This is a genomic window from Nocardia sp. NPDC051787 (assembly GCF_040681325.1).
In the GTDB taxonomy this organism is placed as follows: domain Bacteria; phylum Actinomycetota; class Actinomycetes; order Mycobacteriales; family Mycobacteriaceae; genus Nocardia.
Map to the genome: position 1 here is coordinate 151803 of NZ_JBFAYO010000012.1, position 16144 is coordinate 167946.

2 protein-coding genes are annotated in these 16144 nt (G+C 68.2%); one reads left to right on the forward strand and one right to left on the reverse strand.

Annotated features, from left to right (window positions below; all coding sequences use genetic code 11):
* Complete coding sequence (gene coaA, locus AB0M45_RS15570) at positions 1-933, reverse strand: type I pantothenate kinase (protein ID WP_364328389.1); 933 nt, start codon at positions 931-933, stop codon at positions 1-3.
* A gap of 942 nt (positions 934-1875) precedes the next feature.
* On the opposite strand from coaA, the gene AB0M45_RS15575 reads away from it, so the two are divergent.
* Positions 1876-16128, forward strand: coding sequence for an amino acid adenylation domain-containing protein (locus AB0M45_RS15575; RefSeq protein WP_364328392.1), 14253 nt, complete (start codon positions 1876-1878; stop codon positions 16126-16128).
* Positions 16129-16144: the final 16 nt, after the last annotated feature.

A 16144-nucleotide genomic window follows, 5' to 3' on the forward strand; every position in this document is an offset into this window, starting at 1 on the left:
TCACAATTTACGCAGCCGCAACCGGTTGATGCTGTGGTCGGCATCCTTGCGCAACACCAGGGTCGCGCGTGGCCGGGTGGGCAGGATGTTCTCCACCAGATTGGGGCGGTTGGTGTTGTTCCAGATCTCCTTCGCGGCAGCGGTCGCCTGCTCGTCGTTGAATCCGGAGTAGTGGTGGAAATGCGCGTCGGGATCGGCGAACGCGGTCTCGCGCAGCGTGAGAAACCGTTGCACGTACCAGTTCTCGATGTCCTCGATGCGCGCGTCGACGTAGATCGAGAAGTCGAACAGATCCGAGACCATCAGCCGGGGACCGGTCTGCAGCACGTTCAGGCCCTCCACGATCAAAATGTCGGGCTGCCGTACGCAGTGCAGCTTTCCGGGCACGATGTCGTAGGAGATGTGCGAATACACCGGCGCGCAGACTTCCGCCGCACCGGATTTCACCTCGGTGACGAAGCGCAGCAGCTTGCGGCGGTCGTAGCTCTCCGGGAAGCCCTTGCGGTGCATGATGCCGCGCCGAGTGAGTTCCGCGGTGGGATAGAGGAATCCATCGGTGGTGACCAGGTCGACGCGGGGATGGTGATCCCAGCGCGCCAGCAGGGCTTGGAGCACGCGGGCGGTGGTCGACTTGCCGACCGCGACGCTGCCCGCGACGCCGATCACGAACGGTACCTGCTGGTCCGGATGGGTTTCGCCGAGAAAGGTCGCGGTCGCGGCGAACAGGCGCTGGCGCGCGGCCACCTGCAGGTGGATGAGACGAGCGAGCGGGAGGTAGACCTCCGCGACTTCCTCGAGATCAATCTGTTCCCCGAGGCCACGCAGGCCGATCAGCTCTTCCTCGGTGAGCACCAGGGGAGTCGACTTACGTAGGGTCCGCCACTGTTTCCGGTCGAATTCCACGTATGGACTCGGCTCGCTCATCCGTGCCACTTACCCGACACTCCACTTCGGCAAACACGCACAGTTACCGTGCGGATCCGGTGAGATTCGGTCTAGCTGTCGCCGCATAGCCGAATTCTGCTCTGTGTCGTGACGACGTGCTGAGTGGGGTCCATTACCGGCCGGTAACGAGCCGATGACCAGGGCGGGAGGCGACGGCGAACCGCTTGGCGGCGGGCCGATCGCGGCGGCCCCGGATCGGCATAGATCGGCGAGGTCCTCGCGGCGATACGAGCGGCGTTCGCTGTCCGGCGAGTTCCGGCATACCGATCGGCTGTGCGGCGATCTATGGGGCCGGTTCGGTGCGAGTAGTCGGGCCGTCCACAAAAAATGCGGGTTCCGCGTTGCACTCCACTGTGCGACCGAAATGGAATTCCTGGCATGTGTCGGAAAACCATCCGCCCAGTCCGCTCCAATGTGTCTCTTCCTGAATCGCCGCACGGCTGGGCAATTCTGTCCGGGGTATGCATAGGACCTGTTCGCGGATGCTATCGATGTGCGTTGCATTACATCTATTCGCACGTCCTCGACCCTCTCGTGTGGTCCGAACCGCTCTATGGCAGAATGGATATGCTCCGGCCAGAAGGGGGTGCGAGTGGTACGGCGATCGGAACGGGGTGGGTGAACGGAATCCCAGGTCAAAGGGTATTTTTGTGGAGACTGTGGTGAGCTTCGCGCCTCGATTGGCCGCGTCGGCCGGGCTGTGCACCGATTCCTCGAGTATGCCGGAGCGGCGCTGAGTAAATCGGCTTAGTTTCATTCGCCACATCGGCAACCGGATATTCCCACATGCGGGAATATCCGGTAATGGGGTTTTGGTATGGTAATTAATTTCTTCGCGATGGTGTGGCATTTGGTTCGCGAAGTGCGGTTTGTTTTAAATGAGTTTCTTCATGCAAAATGCCGCCCGGCGGCGAGAGGTGAAATGCGGGAATGAGTAGGGATCGTCGTGCCTCGCGTGGACGTCGCCGGGTCGGTCTCCTCTTCGGGGGTCTGCTCACGGCCGCTGTGGAATCCGCGGCCGACGTCGTCGCCGTCCGGTTCAACCCCTCGGGGGATCCGTCCGATGATCGGCAGTTGACCTACCGGGAGCTCGATGAGCTTTCGTCCCGGTGGGCGCGCGAGCTCATAGCGCGCCGGATCGGCGCCGGTGACACGGTGGCCATCGGGATCACACGCAGCATCGAATCCGTGCTGGCCGTATGGGCGGTCGCGAAGACCGGCGCGGCGTATGTGCCGGTGGATCCGGCGTATCCGCCCGAGCGGATCGCGCACATGCTCTCGGATTCGGGTGCGGTGCTCGGATTGACCACCACGGCACACCGGCCGGCGCTCGGTACGGATGTGCACTGGATCGAACTCGATGATCCAGTGCACACCGAGCGAGTCGCCGAGCGGCCGGACCATCCGATCTCCTACGCCGACCGGGTACGCCCGATCGATCCCCGGCACCCCGCCTACGTCATCTACACCTCGGGTTCGACCGGGAAACCCAAGGGCGTGGTGGTCACCCACACCGGTCTCGGCGGGCTGGTTGCCGCGGCGCGGGAAGGCCTCCGCGTGCAGCAGGGTGCACGCATCTTGCACGTGTCCTCGCCCAATTTCGACGCCTCGGTGCTGGAGCTGTTGCTGGCCTTCTCGTCGGGGGCGACGCTGGTGGTCGCGCCGCCGCACGTGTTCGGTGGCTTCGAGCTGGCCGATCTGCTGCGCCGGGAGCGGGTTACGCACATCGTGATCACGCCGGGGGCGCTGGAATCGGTGGATCCGGCCGGGCTCGACGACCTCGAGGTGGTAGAGGTCGGCGGCGAGAAGTGCAGCCCGGAGTTGGTGGGGCGCTGGGCGCGGGACGGGCGGGTGTTCGTCAACGGGTACGGCCCGACCGAGGTGACGGTGTGGGCGACCTTGAGCGGGCCCTTGCGGCCGAGCGAGCCCATCACGATCGGCAGCGCGATCGCAGGGGTGGGTGCGTTCGTGCTGGATGCGCGGTTGCGACCGGTACCGGCGGGAGTGGTCGGGGAGTTGTACCTGTCGGGGCAGGCGCTGGCTCAGGGTTATCTGAGGCGGCCCGGCCTGACCGCGGAGCGGTTCGTGGCCAGTCCGTTCGGTGCAGAGACCGGCGAGCCGGGCGCGCGGTTGTACCGGACCGGTGATCTGGTGCGGCGCAACGAGGCCGACGGCACCCTCGAGTACCTGGGCCGCTCGGACTTCCAGGTCAAGATCCGTGGCTTCCGTATCGAACTGGGTGAGATCGACAATGCGCTCACCGCCCATCCCGCGGTCGATTACGCGGCCACTCTCGGCAAGACGCTGCCGTCCGGTGCGAAAGCCCTGGTGTCCTATGTGCTGCCGCATGCGGGGGCCGATGTGGACACGGGAGAACTCGCGGCCTTCGTCGGTGGCAGGTTGCCGGAGTACATGATCCCGGCGGCGATCGTGGTGCTGGATGAGATTCCGCTCACCCCGATCGGCAAGCTGGACCGCAACGCGCTGCCGGAGCCGGCCTTCGTTGGGCGCGAATTCCGTGCTCCGGTGAGCGAGGCCGAGTCCGTCATCGCCGAAGTGTTCGCGGCGGTACTCGGTGTCGAGCGGGTCGGTCTCGACGACTCGTTCTTCGCGCTGGGCGGCGATTCGATCCTGTCGATCCAACTGGTGTCGCGGGCCAAAGCGCGTGGTGTCGTGTTCACCGCACGGGATGTGTTCGATCACCGCACGGTCGCGGCATTGGCCGAGATCGCCACGCTCGACGGCGCCGCGGAGCAGCACCGGCTGGCGGAACTGCCCGGTGGCGGGGTCGGCGAGATTCCGTTGACGCCGATCATGGCGGGGACGCTGGCCAAAGGCTCGTCGTATCAGCGGTTCTCCCAATCGATGGCGCTGCGGTTACCGGCCGGCATCGATCGGGAGGCCTTGGTCGCGACTATCGGCGCGGTGTTCGATCACCACGACGTGTTGCGCGCTCGGCTGCGCCGAAATGGCCGAGCGGCATCCGCGGCGGCGGACGCCTCTTGGCTCTTCGAGGCGCTGGAGCCCGGCGCGGTGGAGGTCGGCACGTTGGTGCGTCGGGTAGAGCTGCCCGCCGACATCGGCGATGCGGAGTTGTCTCGGCGGGCGAGTGACGAGTACGACGCGGCCCTGGGGCGGCTCGATCCGTCGAACGCGGCCATGGTGCAGTTCGTCTGGTTCGCTTTCACCGGCGCCGCCGCGGGCGCGAATGCGGGGTCTGCCCGGCGTCGCGATGTGTTGCTCGTCGTCGCCCACCACTTCGTGATCGACGGTGTCTCCTGGCGGATTCTGATTCCGGATCTGGCGGTGGCCTGGTCGCAACTGGCCGGGGGACAGCCGGTGGCGCTGCCGGCCAATGGGACCTCGATGCGGCGCTGGGCTCACGCCCTCGTCGAGGCGGCGAAGCAACCCGCGCGCGTCGCGGAACTACCGTTCTGGCAGCAGGTTTCGGCTACCCAGGATCCGCCGCTCGGTGCACGCGCGTTCGATCCGGCGGTGGACACATTCGCCACCGTCGACCGCGTCGAGGTGACGTTGTCGGCGGAGGTGACCGAGGCCGTGCTGACCGCGATCCCGGGTCGGTATCGGGGTGGCGTCAACGATGGCCTGCTGTCGGCGCTGGCGCTGGCGGTGAGCAAGTGGCGCGGCGACACCTCCGGCGGCACGGTGCTGGTCAAGCTGGAGGGCCACGGCCGCGAAGAGGATGTCGCCGCCGGCGCGGATCTGACCCGGACGGTCGGCTGGTTCACCAGCGCCTACCCGGTCCGGCTGGATCTCGCGGGAGCCGATGTCGATGCGGCGTTCGAGGGCGGAAAGCCCCTGGGCGACATCGTGAAATCGGTGAAGGAGCAGCTGCTGGCGATCCCCGACAAGGGCCTCGGTTACGGGCTGCTGCGCTACCTGAACCCGGAGACCGCCGCACAGCTGCGCGACGCGGGCCAGATCAGCTTCAACTATCTGGGTCGGGTATCGACGGGCGAGATCCCTGGCGAACTCGGCGAGTTGGGTTGGGTGCCGGTCGCGGATCTGGGGCAGTTGGATGCCGAGATGGATCCGGACATGCCCGCGGGCGGCGTGATCGATCTCAACGCGATCGTCACCGACGGCGCGGACGGTCCGCGGCTGGGCGCGTCGTTCGCCTTCCCGAGCGGGCTGTTGTCGCGGGAGCGGGTGCGGGAGCTCGCCGATCTGTGGGCCGCCGCGCTCGCCGCGCTGGCTCGGCACGCACAGCGGCAGGACGCCGGTGGCCTGACGCCCTCGGACCTGCCGCTGGTTGCGGTCGGCCAATCGGATATCGACGTATGGGAACGGGATTACCCGGCGCTGTCGGACGTGTGGCCGCTGTCGCCGCTGCAGTCCGGCCTGCTGTTCCATGCCCTGATGGCGCAGTCGAGCGTCGATGTGTACATCACCCAGGCGCGGGTGGAACTGGGCGGCAGCCTGGACGTCGAGCGGCTGCGGGCCGCGGCGCAGGCGGTTCTGGACCGCTATCCGAACCTGCGGGCCGCGTTCGTCACCGACGCCGATGGCCACCCCGTGCAGGTGATCATGGACCGGGTCGAGGTGCCCTGGCGTGCGGTCGATCTGACGCACCTGCCCGAGCCGGAGCGCTCGGCAGAGCTGCACCGGTTGGTCGCGCTGGAACGCGAGACGCATTTCGATATGTCGGTGGCGCCACTGATGCGGTTCACCCTGTACCGCACGGGACTGCCGCGTACCGGCACGGCGGTCGACGAAACCACCGAGACACAGTGGCATCTGGTGATCACCAGTCATCACATCCTGCTCGACGGCTGGTCGAACCCGCTGCTGCTGCGCGATGTGCTGGTGCTGTACGCGACGCGGGGCGATCAGTCCGCGCTGCCGCGGGTGTCGTCCTACCGCACCTTCCTGAGCTGGCTGGCCGGCCGGGATCTGGAGGCGTCGCTACGGGTGTGGGCGGAGGCGCTGTCCGGTGTGGCGGAGCCGACGCAGCTCGCGCCGCAACCGAGGACGGCCGAGCAGTACGAGATCGGGAAGCGGATCACCGCGATCGACGCCGACGGCGCCGGCCGGATCACCAAGCGCGCGGCCGAACTCGGCGTCACGGTGAACACGCTGGTGCAGGCGGCGTGGGGCATTCTGCTCGGGCGGCTCACCGGTCGCGGCGACGTGGTGTTCGGCGCGACGGTGTCCGGCCGTCCTGGCGAGCTGACCGGCGTGGAGTCCATGGTGGGCTTGTTCATCAACACTCTGCCGGTGCGTGTGCGTATCGATGACCGCCTCGCGGTGGGCGAGTTGCTGGAGCGCCTGCAACGTGACCAGGCCGATCTGCTCGACCACCACTATGTGGGCCTCACCGATATCCAGCGCGCGGTCGGTGCCGGAGCGCAGTTCGACACCCTGCTGATCTTCGAGTCGTACCCGATCGACCGGGACGCGATCGCCGCCGTGAGTTCCGTGGACGGCATGTCGGTGACCGGTGTCGGTCTCCAGGACGATACGCACTACCCGTTGACGCTGCTGGTGCACTCGGCGTCGACGATCGAGCTGACGTGGAAGTATCTGGGTAGCCGGTTCACCGCCGACGAGGTGGAAGCCCTTGCCGCACGGCTGCTGCGGGTGCTGGAGGCACTGGTCGGCGATCCCGGCGCACGAGTCGGCGATATCGACATCATGCTGACCAGCGGTGAGCGGAATCGAATCCTGCGGGAATGGAACGACACCCGCCACGCGGTCGAGCCGGAGCTGCTGCTGGACGGCTACCGACGTGCGGCGCGGACGTATCCCGATCGGGTCGCGGTGGTCTATGAGGGCCACGAGCTGACCTATCGCGACTTCGACGTGCGCGTGAATAGGCTTGCGCGCCTGCTCATCTCGCGCGGAGTGGGTGCGGAATCGCTGGTCGGCCTCGCGGTCCGGCGTTCGCTGGACCTGGTTGTCGGAATGTATGCGATCATCACCGCGGGCGGTGCCTACGTGCCGTTGGATCCGGATCATCCGGACGAGCGCATCCAGCACGTCTTGAACACCGCCGAACCGGTGTGCGTGCTCACCACGACAACGGACGCCGTTCCGGTGCCCGACGGCATTCCGGTGCTGCATATCGACACCCTGGAACTGGACGGCTTCGACGGAGCGCCGCTGCGTGCCGGGGAACTGGCGCGACCGGTGCGGCCGGAGAACCCGGCGTACGTGATCTTCACGTCGGGCTCTACCGGACGCCCGAAAGGTGTCGCGGTGTCGCACGGCGCGATCCACAACCAGATCACCTGGATGCTCGCCGAGTACCCGTTGGGCGCCGACGATGTGTACTTCCAGAAGACGGCCACCACCTTCGACGTCTCGCTCTGGGGCTACTTCATGCCGCTGCGCGCCGGTGCGAAACTCGTGGTCGCCACGCACGATGGCCACCGAGATCCGGTCTACATCGCGGAAATTATTGCGGCACAGCGAGTTACCGTTACCGACTTCGTTCCGTCGATGCTTGCGGTGTTCGCCGCGCATACGGCGGCGGATGCCGTCCCGACGCTGCGGCACGTGTTCGCGATCGGTGAGGCGCTGCCGCCGGAAACCGTCGCCGCGCTGCGGGCGATCTCCGATGCCGCCGTACACAACCTGTACGGACCGACCGAGGCCGCGGTATCGATCACCTATCGGCAAGCGTCCGGCGGCGAACTCGCCAGGGTGCCGATCGGATCGCCGCAGTGGAACAGCCAGGTCTACGTGCTGGATGCCCGGCTGCGGCCGGTGCCGGCCGGGGTTCCCGGCGAACTGTATCTGGCCGGTGACCAACTGGCCCGCGGCTACGTGGCCCGGCCCGGCCTGACCTCGGATCGGTTCGTGGCCAATCCGTTCGGTTCCGGTGAGCGGATGTACCGTACCGGGGATCTGGTGATCTGGCGTGCGCCCGGTCGCTCCACGGATGGACTCGGCGCCCGCGTCGCGGCGTACGGCGTGCTGGAATACCTGGGCCGCACCGACTTCCAAGTGAAGTTCCGCGGTCAGCGCATCGAGCTCGGTGACATCGAATCGGCACTGCTCGAGCAGTCGGCGGTGAGCCAGGCCGTCGTCGTGGTGGTGCCGTCGGAACTCGGCGATCAGCTGGTGGCCTACGCGGTGCCCGCGCCGGGAGCCGGCATCGATCCTGCGCAGCTGCTGCCCGCGCTGGCGCGGACGTTGCCCGCCTACATGGTTCCTGCCACGGTCGTGGAGCTGGCCGCGTTCCCGCTCAACACCAGCGGCAAACTGGATCGCAAAGCGTTGCCGCGGCCGACGTTCACCGGACGGGAATTCCGGGCGCCGTCCACCCCCGTCGAGGAGATCGTGGCCGGGGTGTTCGCCGACGTGCTCGGCCTGGACCGGGTCGGCGTCGATGACGACTTCTTCGCCCTCGGCGGCAACTCGCTGGTCGCCACCCAGGTCGTGGCCCGGCTGAGTGCGGCGCTGGACGCGCGGGTGTCGGTGCGGACCCTGTTCGACGCGCCCGTCGTCGCCGAACTGGCGGCGGGGATCGTGCCGGGCTCCGGTGAGGCGAGTCGCCCTCCACTGACTCGGGCCACGCGACCGGATCCGGTGCCGCTGTCGCTGGCGCAGCAGCGCATGTGGGTGCTCAACCAGGTCGACACCGAATCTCCGGCCTACAACCTGCCGTTCGCGTTGCGGCTCACCGGTGCCCTCGACGTGTCCGCATTGCGGCAGGCGGCGGTGGATGTGCTGGAGCGGCACGAAGCGCTGCGCACGCGGTTCCCGGTCGCAGGCCCGGACGGCACGCCGCACCAGGAGATCCTGTCGGTGGCCGAAACGCTGCCCGACGGGCTGGCGGTCGAGACGGTCGCCGCCGCCGATCGTGATCAGGTGGCCAAACTGTTGTCCGCGGGATTCGACGTCACCGAGCATCCGCCCGTGCGGATCCGGTTGTTCTCCGGGCCGGCCGCCGACGAGCATCTGCTCGTCTTCGTCGTGCACCACATCTCCGCGGACGGCTCCTCACTCGCGCCGCTGGCGCGGGATCTGGTGACGGCCTATCTGGCGCGCGTCGCCGGCAGCGCGCCGAGCTGGGCGCCGCTGGCGGTGCAGTACGCGGATTTCGCGGTCTGGCAGCGCGCGGTCATCGGCACCGATGAGGATGAGAACTCCATCGCCGCACAGCAATTGGCGTACTGGCGGCAGCAGCTGGCCGGAGTGTCCGCAGCGTCGCAGCTGCCGCTGGACCATCCGCGTCCGGCTGTCGCGTCGCTGCGCGGTGCGTCGACCGGCGTCGTGGTGCCCGCACAGGTGCACGAGGGCATCGCCCGCCTCGCGCGCGAGCACAATTCCTCGCTGTTCATGGTGGTCCACGCCGCGTTGGCGGCGCTGCTTGCCCGGCTGTCCGGTGGCTCCGACATCGCGATCGGTACGCCCATCGCGGGTCGCGGAGCGGCCGCCCTGGACGATCTGGTCGGCATGTTCGTCAACACGCTGACGCTGCGCACCGACGTCGATCCGGCCGCCGCGTTCGCGGCCCTCCTCGACCAGGTCCGCGAGACCGACCTCGCCGCCTTCGCCAACGCGGACATCCCGTTCGAACAGGTGGTCGAGGAGGTCCTCCCCGTCGCGGCCGGCCCGGGGAATCCGCTGTTCCAGGTGATGCTGTCGTTCCAGAACACCGAGCAGCCCTCGCTGGAGCTGCCCGGCCTGACGGTCTCGGCGCTGGAGACCGACGAGGTCGTGGCGAAATTCGATCTACAGGTGATCGTGGAGCCGCGGCACCGGGCGAATGGAACGCCGGACGAGCTCGTCGTAGTGTTCACCTATGCGTCTGAGCTTTTCCAGGAAGCGACCGTTCAGCGGCTCGCTCGACGATTCGAGCGGGTCCTCGCCGCTGTCGCCGCTGATCCACGCGCGATCGTCGGTGACATCGACCTCGTCGACGTCGCCGAACAGGATCGGGCGCTGACCGCGCCGGTCCGGCCCGCCGAGCCGAGCACGGCGGAGCAGGTCGGTGTCACGCTGTTGCCGGAGCTGCTGGCGGGCGCGGTGGAGAGCAACCCCGATGGTGTCGCGGTGGTCTATGCGGACGCCTCGACGCAGTTGGGCGAGCTCGAGTACGTCGACCTCGACGATCGTTCGACTCGGTTGGCTCGGCTGCTGATCGACCGCGGCATCGGCCCGGAGGACCTGGTCGCGATCGGTATTCCGCGGTCGATCGACTCGGTGCTCGCGGTATGGGCCATCGCCAAGACCGGTGCCGGGTTCGTTCCCGTGGATCCCAACTATCCGGCCGAGCGGGTCGCGCACATGGTCTCGGATTCGCGCGCGGTGCTCGGACTCACTGTCGCCGAGGTACGCGCTGACCTGCCCGACGAGGTGGAGTGGCTGGTCATCGATACCGACGATGTCGATCGACGGCTCGACGACTACTCGGCCGCGCCGATCGAGGACGTGGACCGCACGCGGCCGTTGCGCGCCGCGCACCCGGCCTACGTCATCTATACCTCCGGATCGACCGGCAAACCCAAAGGCGTGGTTGTCACGCAGGCCGGGCTGTCGGGCTTCTGCGACGAGCAGCGCGAGCGCTACCGGGTGACGAGCACGTCACGGACCTTGCACTTCGCCTCGCCGTCGTTCGACGCGTCGGTGCTGGAACTGCTGCTGGCGGTGGGCGGCGCCGCGACCATGATCGTGGCGGCGCCGACCGTCTACGGCGGTGCGGAGCTGGCCGCGCTGCTGCGCCGGGAGCGGGTGACGCACGCGTTCATCACCCCCACGGCTCTGGCGTCGGTCGACCCGGCCGGACTGGACAAGCTCCGCGTCGTGATCGCCGGTGGCGAGGCGTGCCCGCCGGATCTGGTCCAACGCTGGACGATCCCGCTCGGTGGGCGCCGCGCCCGTGAGTTCTACAACGGGTACGGGCCGACCGAAACAACGATCATGACCAATATCAGCGCGCCGCTGGTGGCGGGGGAGACCGTCACCATCGGCGGGCCGATCCGCGGCATCACCGAATACGTGCTGGACCCGCGGCTGAATCCGGTGCCGGACCTGGTCGTGGGCGAGCTGTACATCGCCGGGGCGCAGGTGGCGCGGGGATATCATGAGCGACCGGGGTTGACCGCCGCGCGGTTCGTGGCGAGCCCGTTCGACCCGAGTGGAGCCCGCCTGTACCGGACCGGCGATCTGGCGCGACGCACGGCCGATGGCAGGCTGGAGTATCTGGGCCGCAACGACTTCCAGGTCAAGATCCGCGGTTTCCGCATCGAACTCGGTGAGATCGACGCGGTCCTGGGCGCGCACGACACCGTCGACTTCGCTGTCACCATCGGGCACGAACTCGCCAGTGGCGCGACCATCCTCGTCTCGTACGTGCACGCCGCCACCGGTGCGGTCGCCCGGCCCGACGAGCTCGTCGCGTTCGCCGAACGCAGCCTGCCCGCGCACATGGTGCCCACCATCGTCATGGTGCTGGACGAGATCCCGCTGACCCCGGTCGGCAAACTCGACCGTGCCGCGTTGCCCGCGCCGGTGCTGCAGGCGAGGGAGTACCGGGCGCCGTCCGGGCCGCTGGAAGAACTGGTCGCGGGTGCGTTCACCGAATTGCTCCGTCCGGCGACGCCGGTCGGAGCCGACGACGACTTCTTCGAACTCGGCGGCAACTCGCTGATCGCCACCAGGGTCATCGCGCGGCTCGGGGCCGCGCTCGACATCCGTATCCCGGTGCGGTTGCTGTTCGAGGCGTCGACGGTGGCCGCGCTCGCGGAACGCTTGAGCGAGAATTCGACCGGGGCAGGCCGTCGGCCGTTGACCGCCGGTCCGCGCCCGGAGCGGATTCCGTTGTCCTTGGCGCAGCAGGGGATGTGGTTCCTCAACCGCTTCGACACCGCTTCGGTGGCCTACAACGTGCCGCTGGCGGTGCGGTTGACCGGCGCCATCGATACGGACGCGCTGCGGACGGCGATCGAGGATCTGGTGGCTCGTCACGAGATCCTGCGCACGATCTATCCGCACCATGGTTCCGGTTCGGGGGACTCCCAGGACGCTCCTGTGCAGGTGATCCTGCCTGTGGCACAGGCGGTTCCGCAGTTCGAGATCCGGGCCGTCGCCCCGGCCGACGTGGCGGATGCCGTCGTCGCCTTGGCCGGTACGGTTTTCGACCTCACCACCGACGTGCCCCTCAGGGTGGTGCTCTTCGACCTCAGCGGCGCGAACCCGGACCACGCCAGCGCGGCACCCGAATATGTGCTGGCGATGGTGGTGCACCACATTGCCGCTGACGGGTCGTCGATCGCCCCGCTGACCCGTGATCTGATGACCGCGTACGCGGCTCGCTGTGCCGGGGAGGCCCCCGCTTGGGCGCCGTTGCCGGTGCAGTACGCCGACTACAGCATGTGGCAGCGGGAGCTGCTCGGCGCCGAAGACGATCCGGAATCCTTGGCGGCCAAGCAGATCGCCTACTGGAAGCAGGCTTTGGCCGGGCTGCCGGACCAGCTCGACCTGCCGTCGGATCGGCCGCGTCCGTTGATGCGCTCCTACGCCGGAGGCGGGGTGGCGGTGCGCATCGATGCCGAAACCCACCGGGCTCTGGTGGAATTGGCTCGGTCCGAAGGCGCGACGCTGTTCATGGTCGTGCACACGGCGCTGGCGGTGCTCCTCGCGCGGTTGTCGGGCACCGACGACATCGCGATCGGTTCGCCGGTTGCCGGGCGGGGCGAAGCGGTCCTGGACGATCTGGTCGGCATGTTCATCAACACCCTGGTGTTCCGTACCGGATACGATGCCGGGGAGACGTTCACCGACCTGCTCGGGCGGCAGCGGAAGGCCGATATCCAGGCGTTCGCGAACGCGGACGTGCCGTTCGAGCGTCTGGTCGACGTGCTGAGACCGGTCCGGTCGACGGCGCGGCACCCGCTGTACCAAGTGGCACTGTCGTTCCAGAATCTGGAGCCCGTCACGCTGGAATTGCCGGACCTCGCCGTCTCCGGACTGGACATCGGTACCGAGGTATCGCAGTTCGACCTGCATTGGATGGTGGGCGACACCTACGACGGTGCGGGCACGCCGACCGGGATCGGCGGTGTGGTCAGCTACGCCGCCGACATGTTCGACCACGACACGGTGCAAGGCTTCGTCGACCGGTTCGTGCGCCTGCTGTCCGCGATTGCCGCCGACCCTACGGCGGTTCTCGGTGACATCGAGGTGATCGACCCGGCCGAACGCGCGCGGCTGCTGTCGGACGCGGTCGACACGGCGCACCCGGTGTCGGCGGATGTCCTGCTCACCGGTTATCGCCGCGCCGTCGACGCGACACCGGACGCGATCGCAGTCGTGCACGACGAGACGGCCTGGACTTACCGGGAATTCGACGCGCGAGTCAACCGCTTGGCCCGGTACCTGATCGGGCACGGGATCGGCCCCGAGGCCGTGGTCGCCCTGGCGATGCCGCGTTCGCCGGGGCTGCTGGTCGCGATGTACGCGGTGCTGACCGCGGGAGGCGCGTACCTGCCCCTGGACCTCGATCATCCCGCAGGCCGGATCGCGTACGTGCTGGAAGTGGCCGAGCCCGTGTGCGTGCTCACCGACAACGGCAATCCGGTACCCGCTTCCGGGGTTCCGGTCATCGATGTCGACTCCCTTGATCTGTCGGCGTACTCGGCGGACCCCGCCGCCACCGGCGAGTTGCGTGCGCCCCTGCGTGCGGACCATCCGGCGTACGTGCTGTTCACGTCGGGATCGACCGGCCGCCCCAAAGGTGTGATGGTGTCGCACGGCGCGATCACCAACCAGATCGAATGGATGGCGGCGCAGTATTCGTTCGGGCCTGACGACGTCTACTTGCAGAAGACGGCGACTACGTTCGACGTGTCGCTGTGGGGATTCTTCGTTCCGCTGTGGGTTGGCGCGCGACTGGTGCTCGCCGCACCGGGCGGCCAGCGCGATCCGGGTTACATCGCCGATTTGATCGCCGCCCACCAGGTGACGGTCACCGACTTCGTCCCCTCCGTGCTGCAGGTTTTCCTGGCCGCGGCCACAGCGGAGCAATTGGCCTCGCTGCGTGCGGTTTTCGTCATCGGTGAGGCTTTGCCGCCCAGCACCGTCGCCGACTTCGCCGCGCTGTCGGGTGCCGGACTGCACAACCTGTACGGTCCCACCGAAGCGGCCGTGTCGGTGACGTATTGGCCCGCGTCCACGAATGACCGGGCCACCGTGCCGATCGGTGTCGCGGAATGGAATACGCGGACCTATGTGCTGGACTCCCGGCTGCATCTCGTACCGGCCGGCGTGGTCGGCGAGTTGTATTTGGCGGGAGACCAGTTGGCGCGCGGCTACCTGCGGCGTGCGGACTTGACCGCGGATCGATTCGTCGCCGACCCCTATGGGCCACCGAGCGCCCGGATGTACCGGACCGGTGATCTGGTGCGCCGCCGTGCCGACGGCGTGCTGGAGTATCTGGGACGCAGCGACTTCCAGGCGAAGATCCGTGGCCACCGGATCGAGCTGGGTGAGATCGAGGCCGCGCTGCTGGCCGAGTCGTCCGTCGCCCAGGCGGTGGTCGTGGTGACGGCGTCGGACAGCGGCGACCAGCTGGTCGCCTACGTGGTACCGGTGGCGGCCGATCTCGCGGCCGACGCTCTGCGCGAGTCGCTGGCGCAGGTGCTGCCGTCGTACATGGTGCCGTCGGCCATCATGGTGCTCGACTCCTTCCCGATGAACGACAGCGGGAAGCTGAATCGTGCCGCGCTGCCGCGGCCGGTGTTCCGGGCCCGCGATTTCGTCGCCCCGGCTACTCCGGCCGAGCGTGCGGTCGCCGAGGTGTTCGTCGACGTGCTCGCCATCGCCAGGGCCGGCGCCGAGGACGATTTCTTCGATCTCGGCGGCACGTCGCTGCTCGCGTTCACGTTGCAGCGCGCGCTGACCGCCCGGCTCGGCGTCGACGTGCCGATGGCGGCGTTGTTCACCGCACCCACCGTGCGCGGACTGGCTGCCCGGATCGACAACCTGGACGAGCCCGCGGCGGCGGTCCCGGCCGACCACTCCGCGACGATCGCCGCCGACGCGGTGCTCGAGCCCGAGATCGATGGTGCCGGTGCCGCGCCGGCGTACTCGGAAACCCCGACGGACGTGCTGCTCACCGGTGCGACCGGGTTCGTCGGCGCGCACTTGCTCCAGGAATTGCTGCTCAGCACCCGGGCGCGCGTCTGGTGCCTGGTCCGCAGCGATGACGACGAGCGGGCACACAAGCGGATTCGTAACGCCCTGGAGAAGTACCGCATCTGGGACGACGCCTACGAACTGCGCGTCGTCGCTGTCGCAGGCGATCTGGCAGCGCCTCGCTTCGGGCTCGACGAGGCCGGTTACGACCGGCTGACGGAGCGGATCGACGTGGTCTACCACAACGGCGCTCGGGTGAACCACATCGAGCCCTATGCGCGGCTGCGCGCCGCCAACGTGGAGGGCACCCGCGAGGTGTTGCGGCTGGCGACCACCGGCCGGATCAAACCGGTGCATTTCGTGTCCACCGTCAACGCGGTGATTCCGGCCGTTGCCGGACCGGATTTCCGCGGCAGTGAGGACGCGGTGCTCGACGTCGGTGAGGTGTCCCAGAACGGGTATGTGGCCAGCAAGTGGGTTGCCGAGCAGCTGGTCCGGCAAGCCGGCGAACGCGGTGTGCCGGTGAGCATCTACCGTCCCGGAATCGTCTGCGGTGATCCGCGGATAGGCGTGAACAGCGCGGACGACTCGTTCTGGAACATGATCCGCGCGGCCGCCATCCTCGGGCTCGCCCCCGACACCGGCGACGCCGACACGGCCCTGGTGCCGGTGAACTACGTGGCCGGTGCCATCGTGGCGCTGGCGGCCGAAGCCTCCAGCGGGTCGGCCTATCACCTGGTGAATTCGCAGCGGGTGGCGATCCGCGACATCTTCCAATCCCTGCGCAGGCACGGGATCCCGGTCGAGATCGCCGCGGTGGAGGAGATCGCCACCAGGCTGGCCGAGGAAGCCGCGGCGCGCGACGCGGCCGGTGACGACTCGCTGGTGCGCGCCGCCCTGGTCAGCGGCAATTACGGCGGGGTTGCGGTCTCCGTCGACGACACCCAGACTCGTACGGAGCTCGCCGGGTTCGGAATCCATTGCCCGCCGATCGATACGGCTGCGCTTGACGCGTATGTCGAGTCCTTCATCGACTCGGGGTTCTTTCCCGGCCCGAGCGATGACGGCGCACGCTGAGTGATCAGCCCCATTC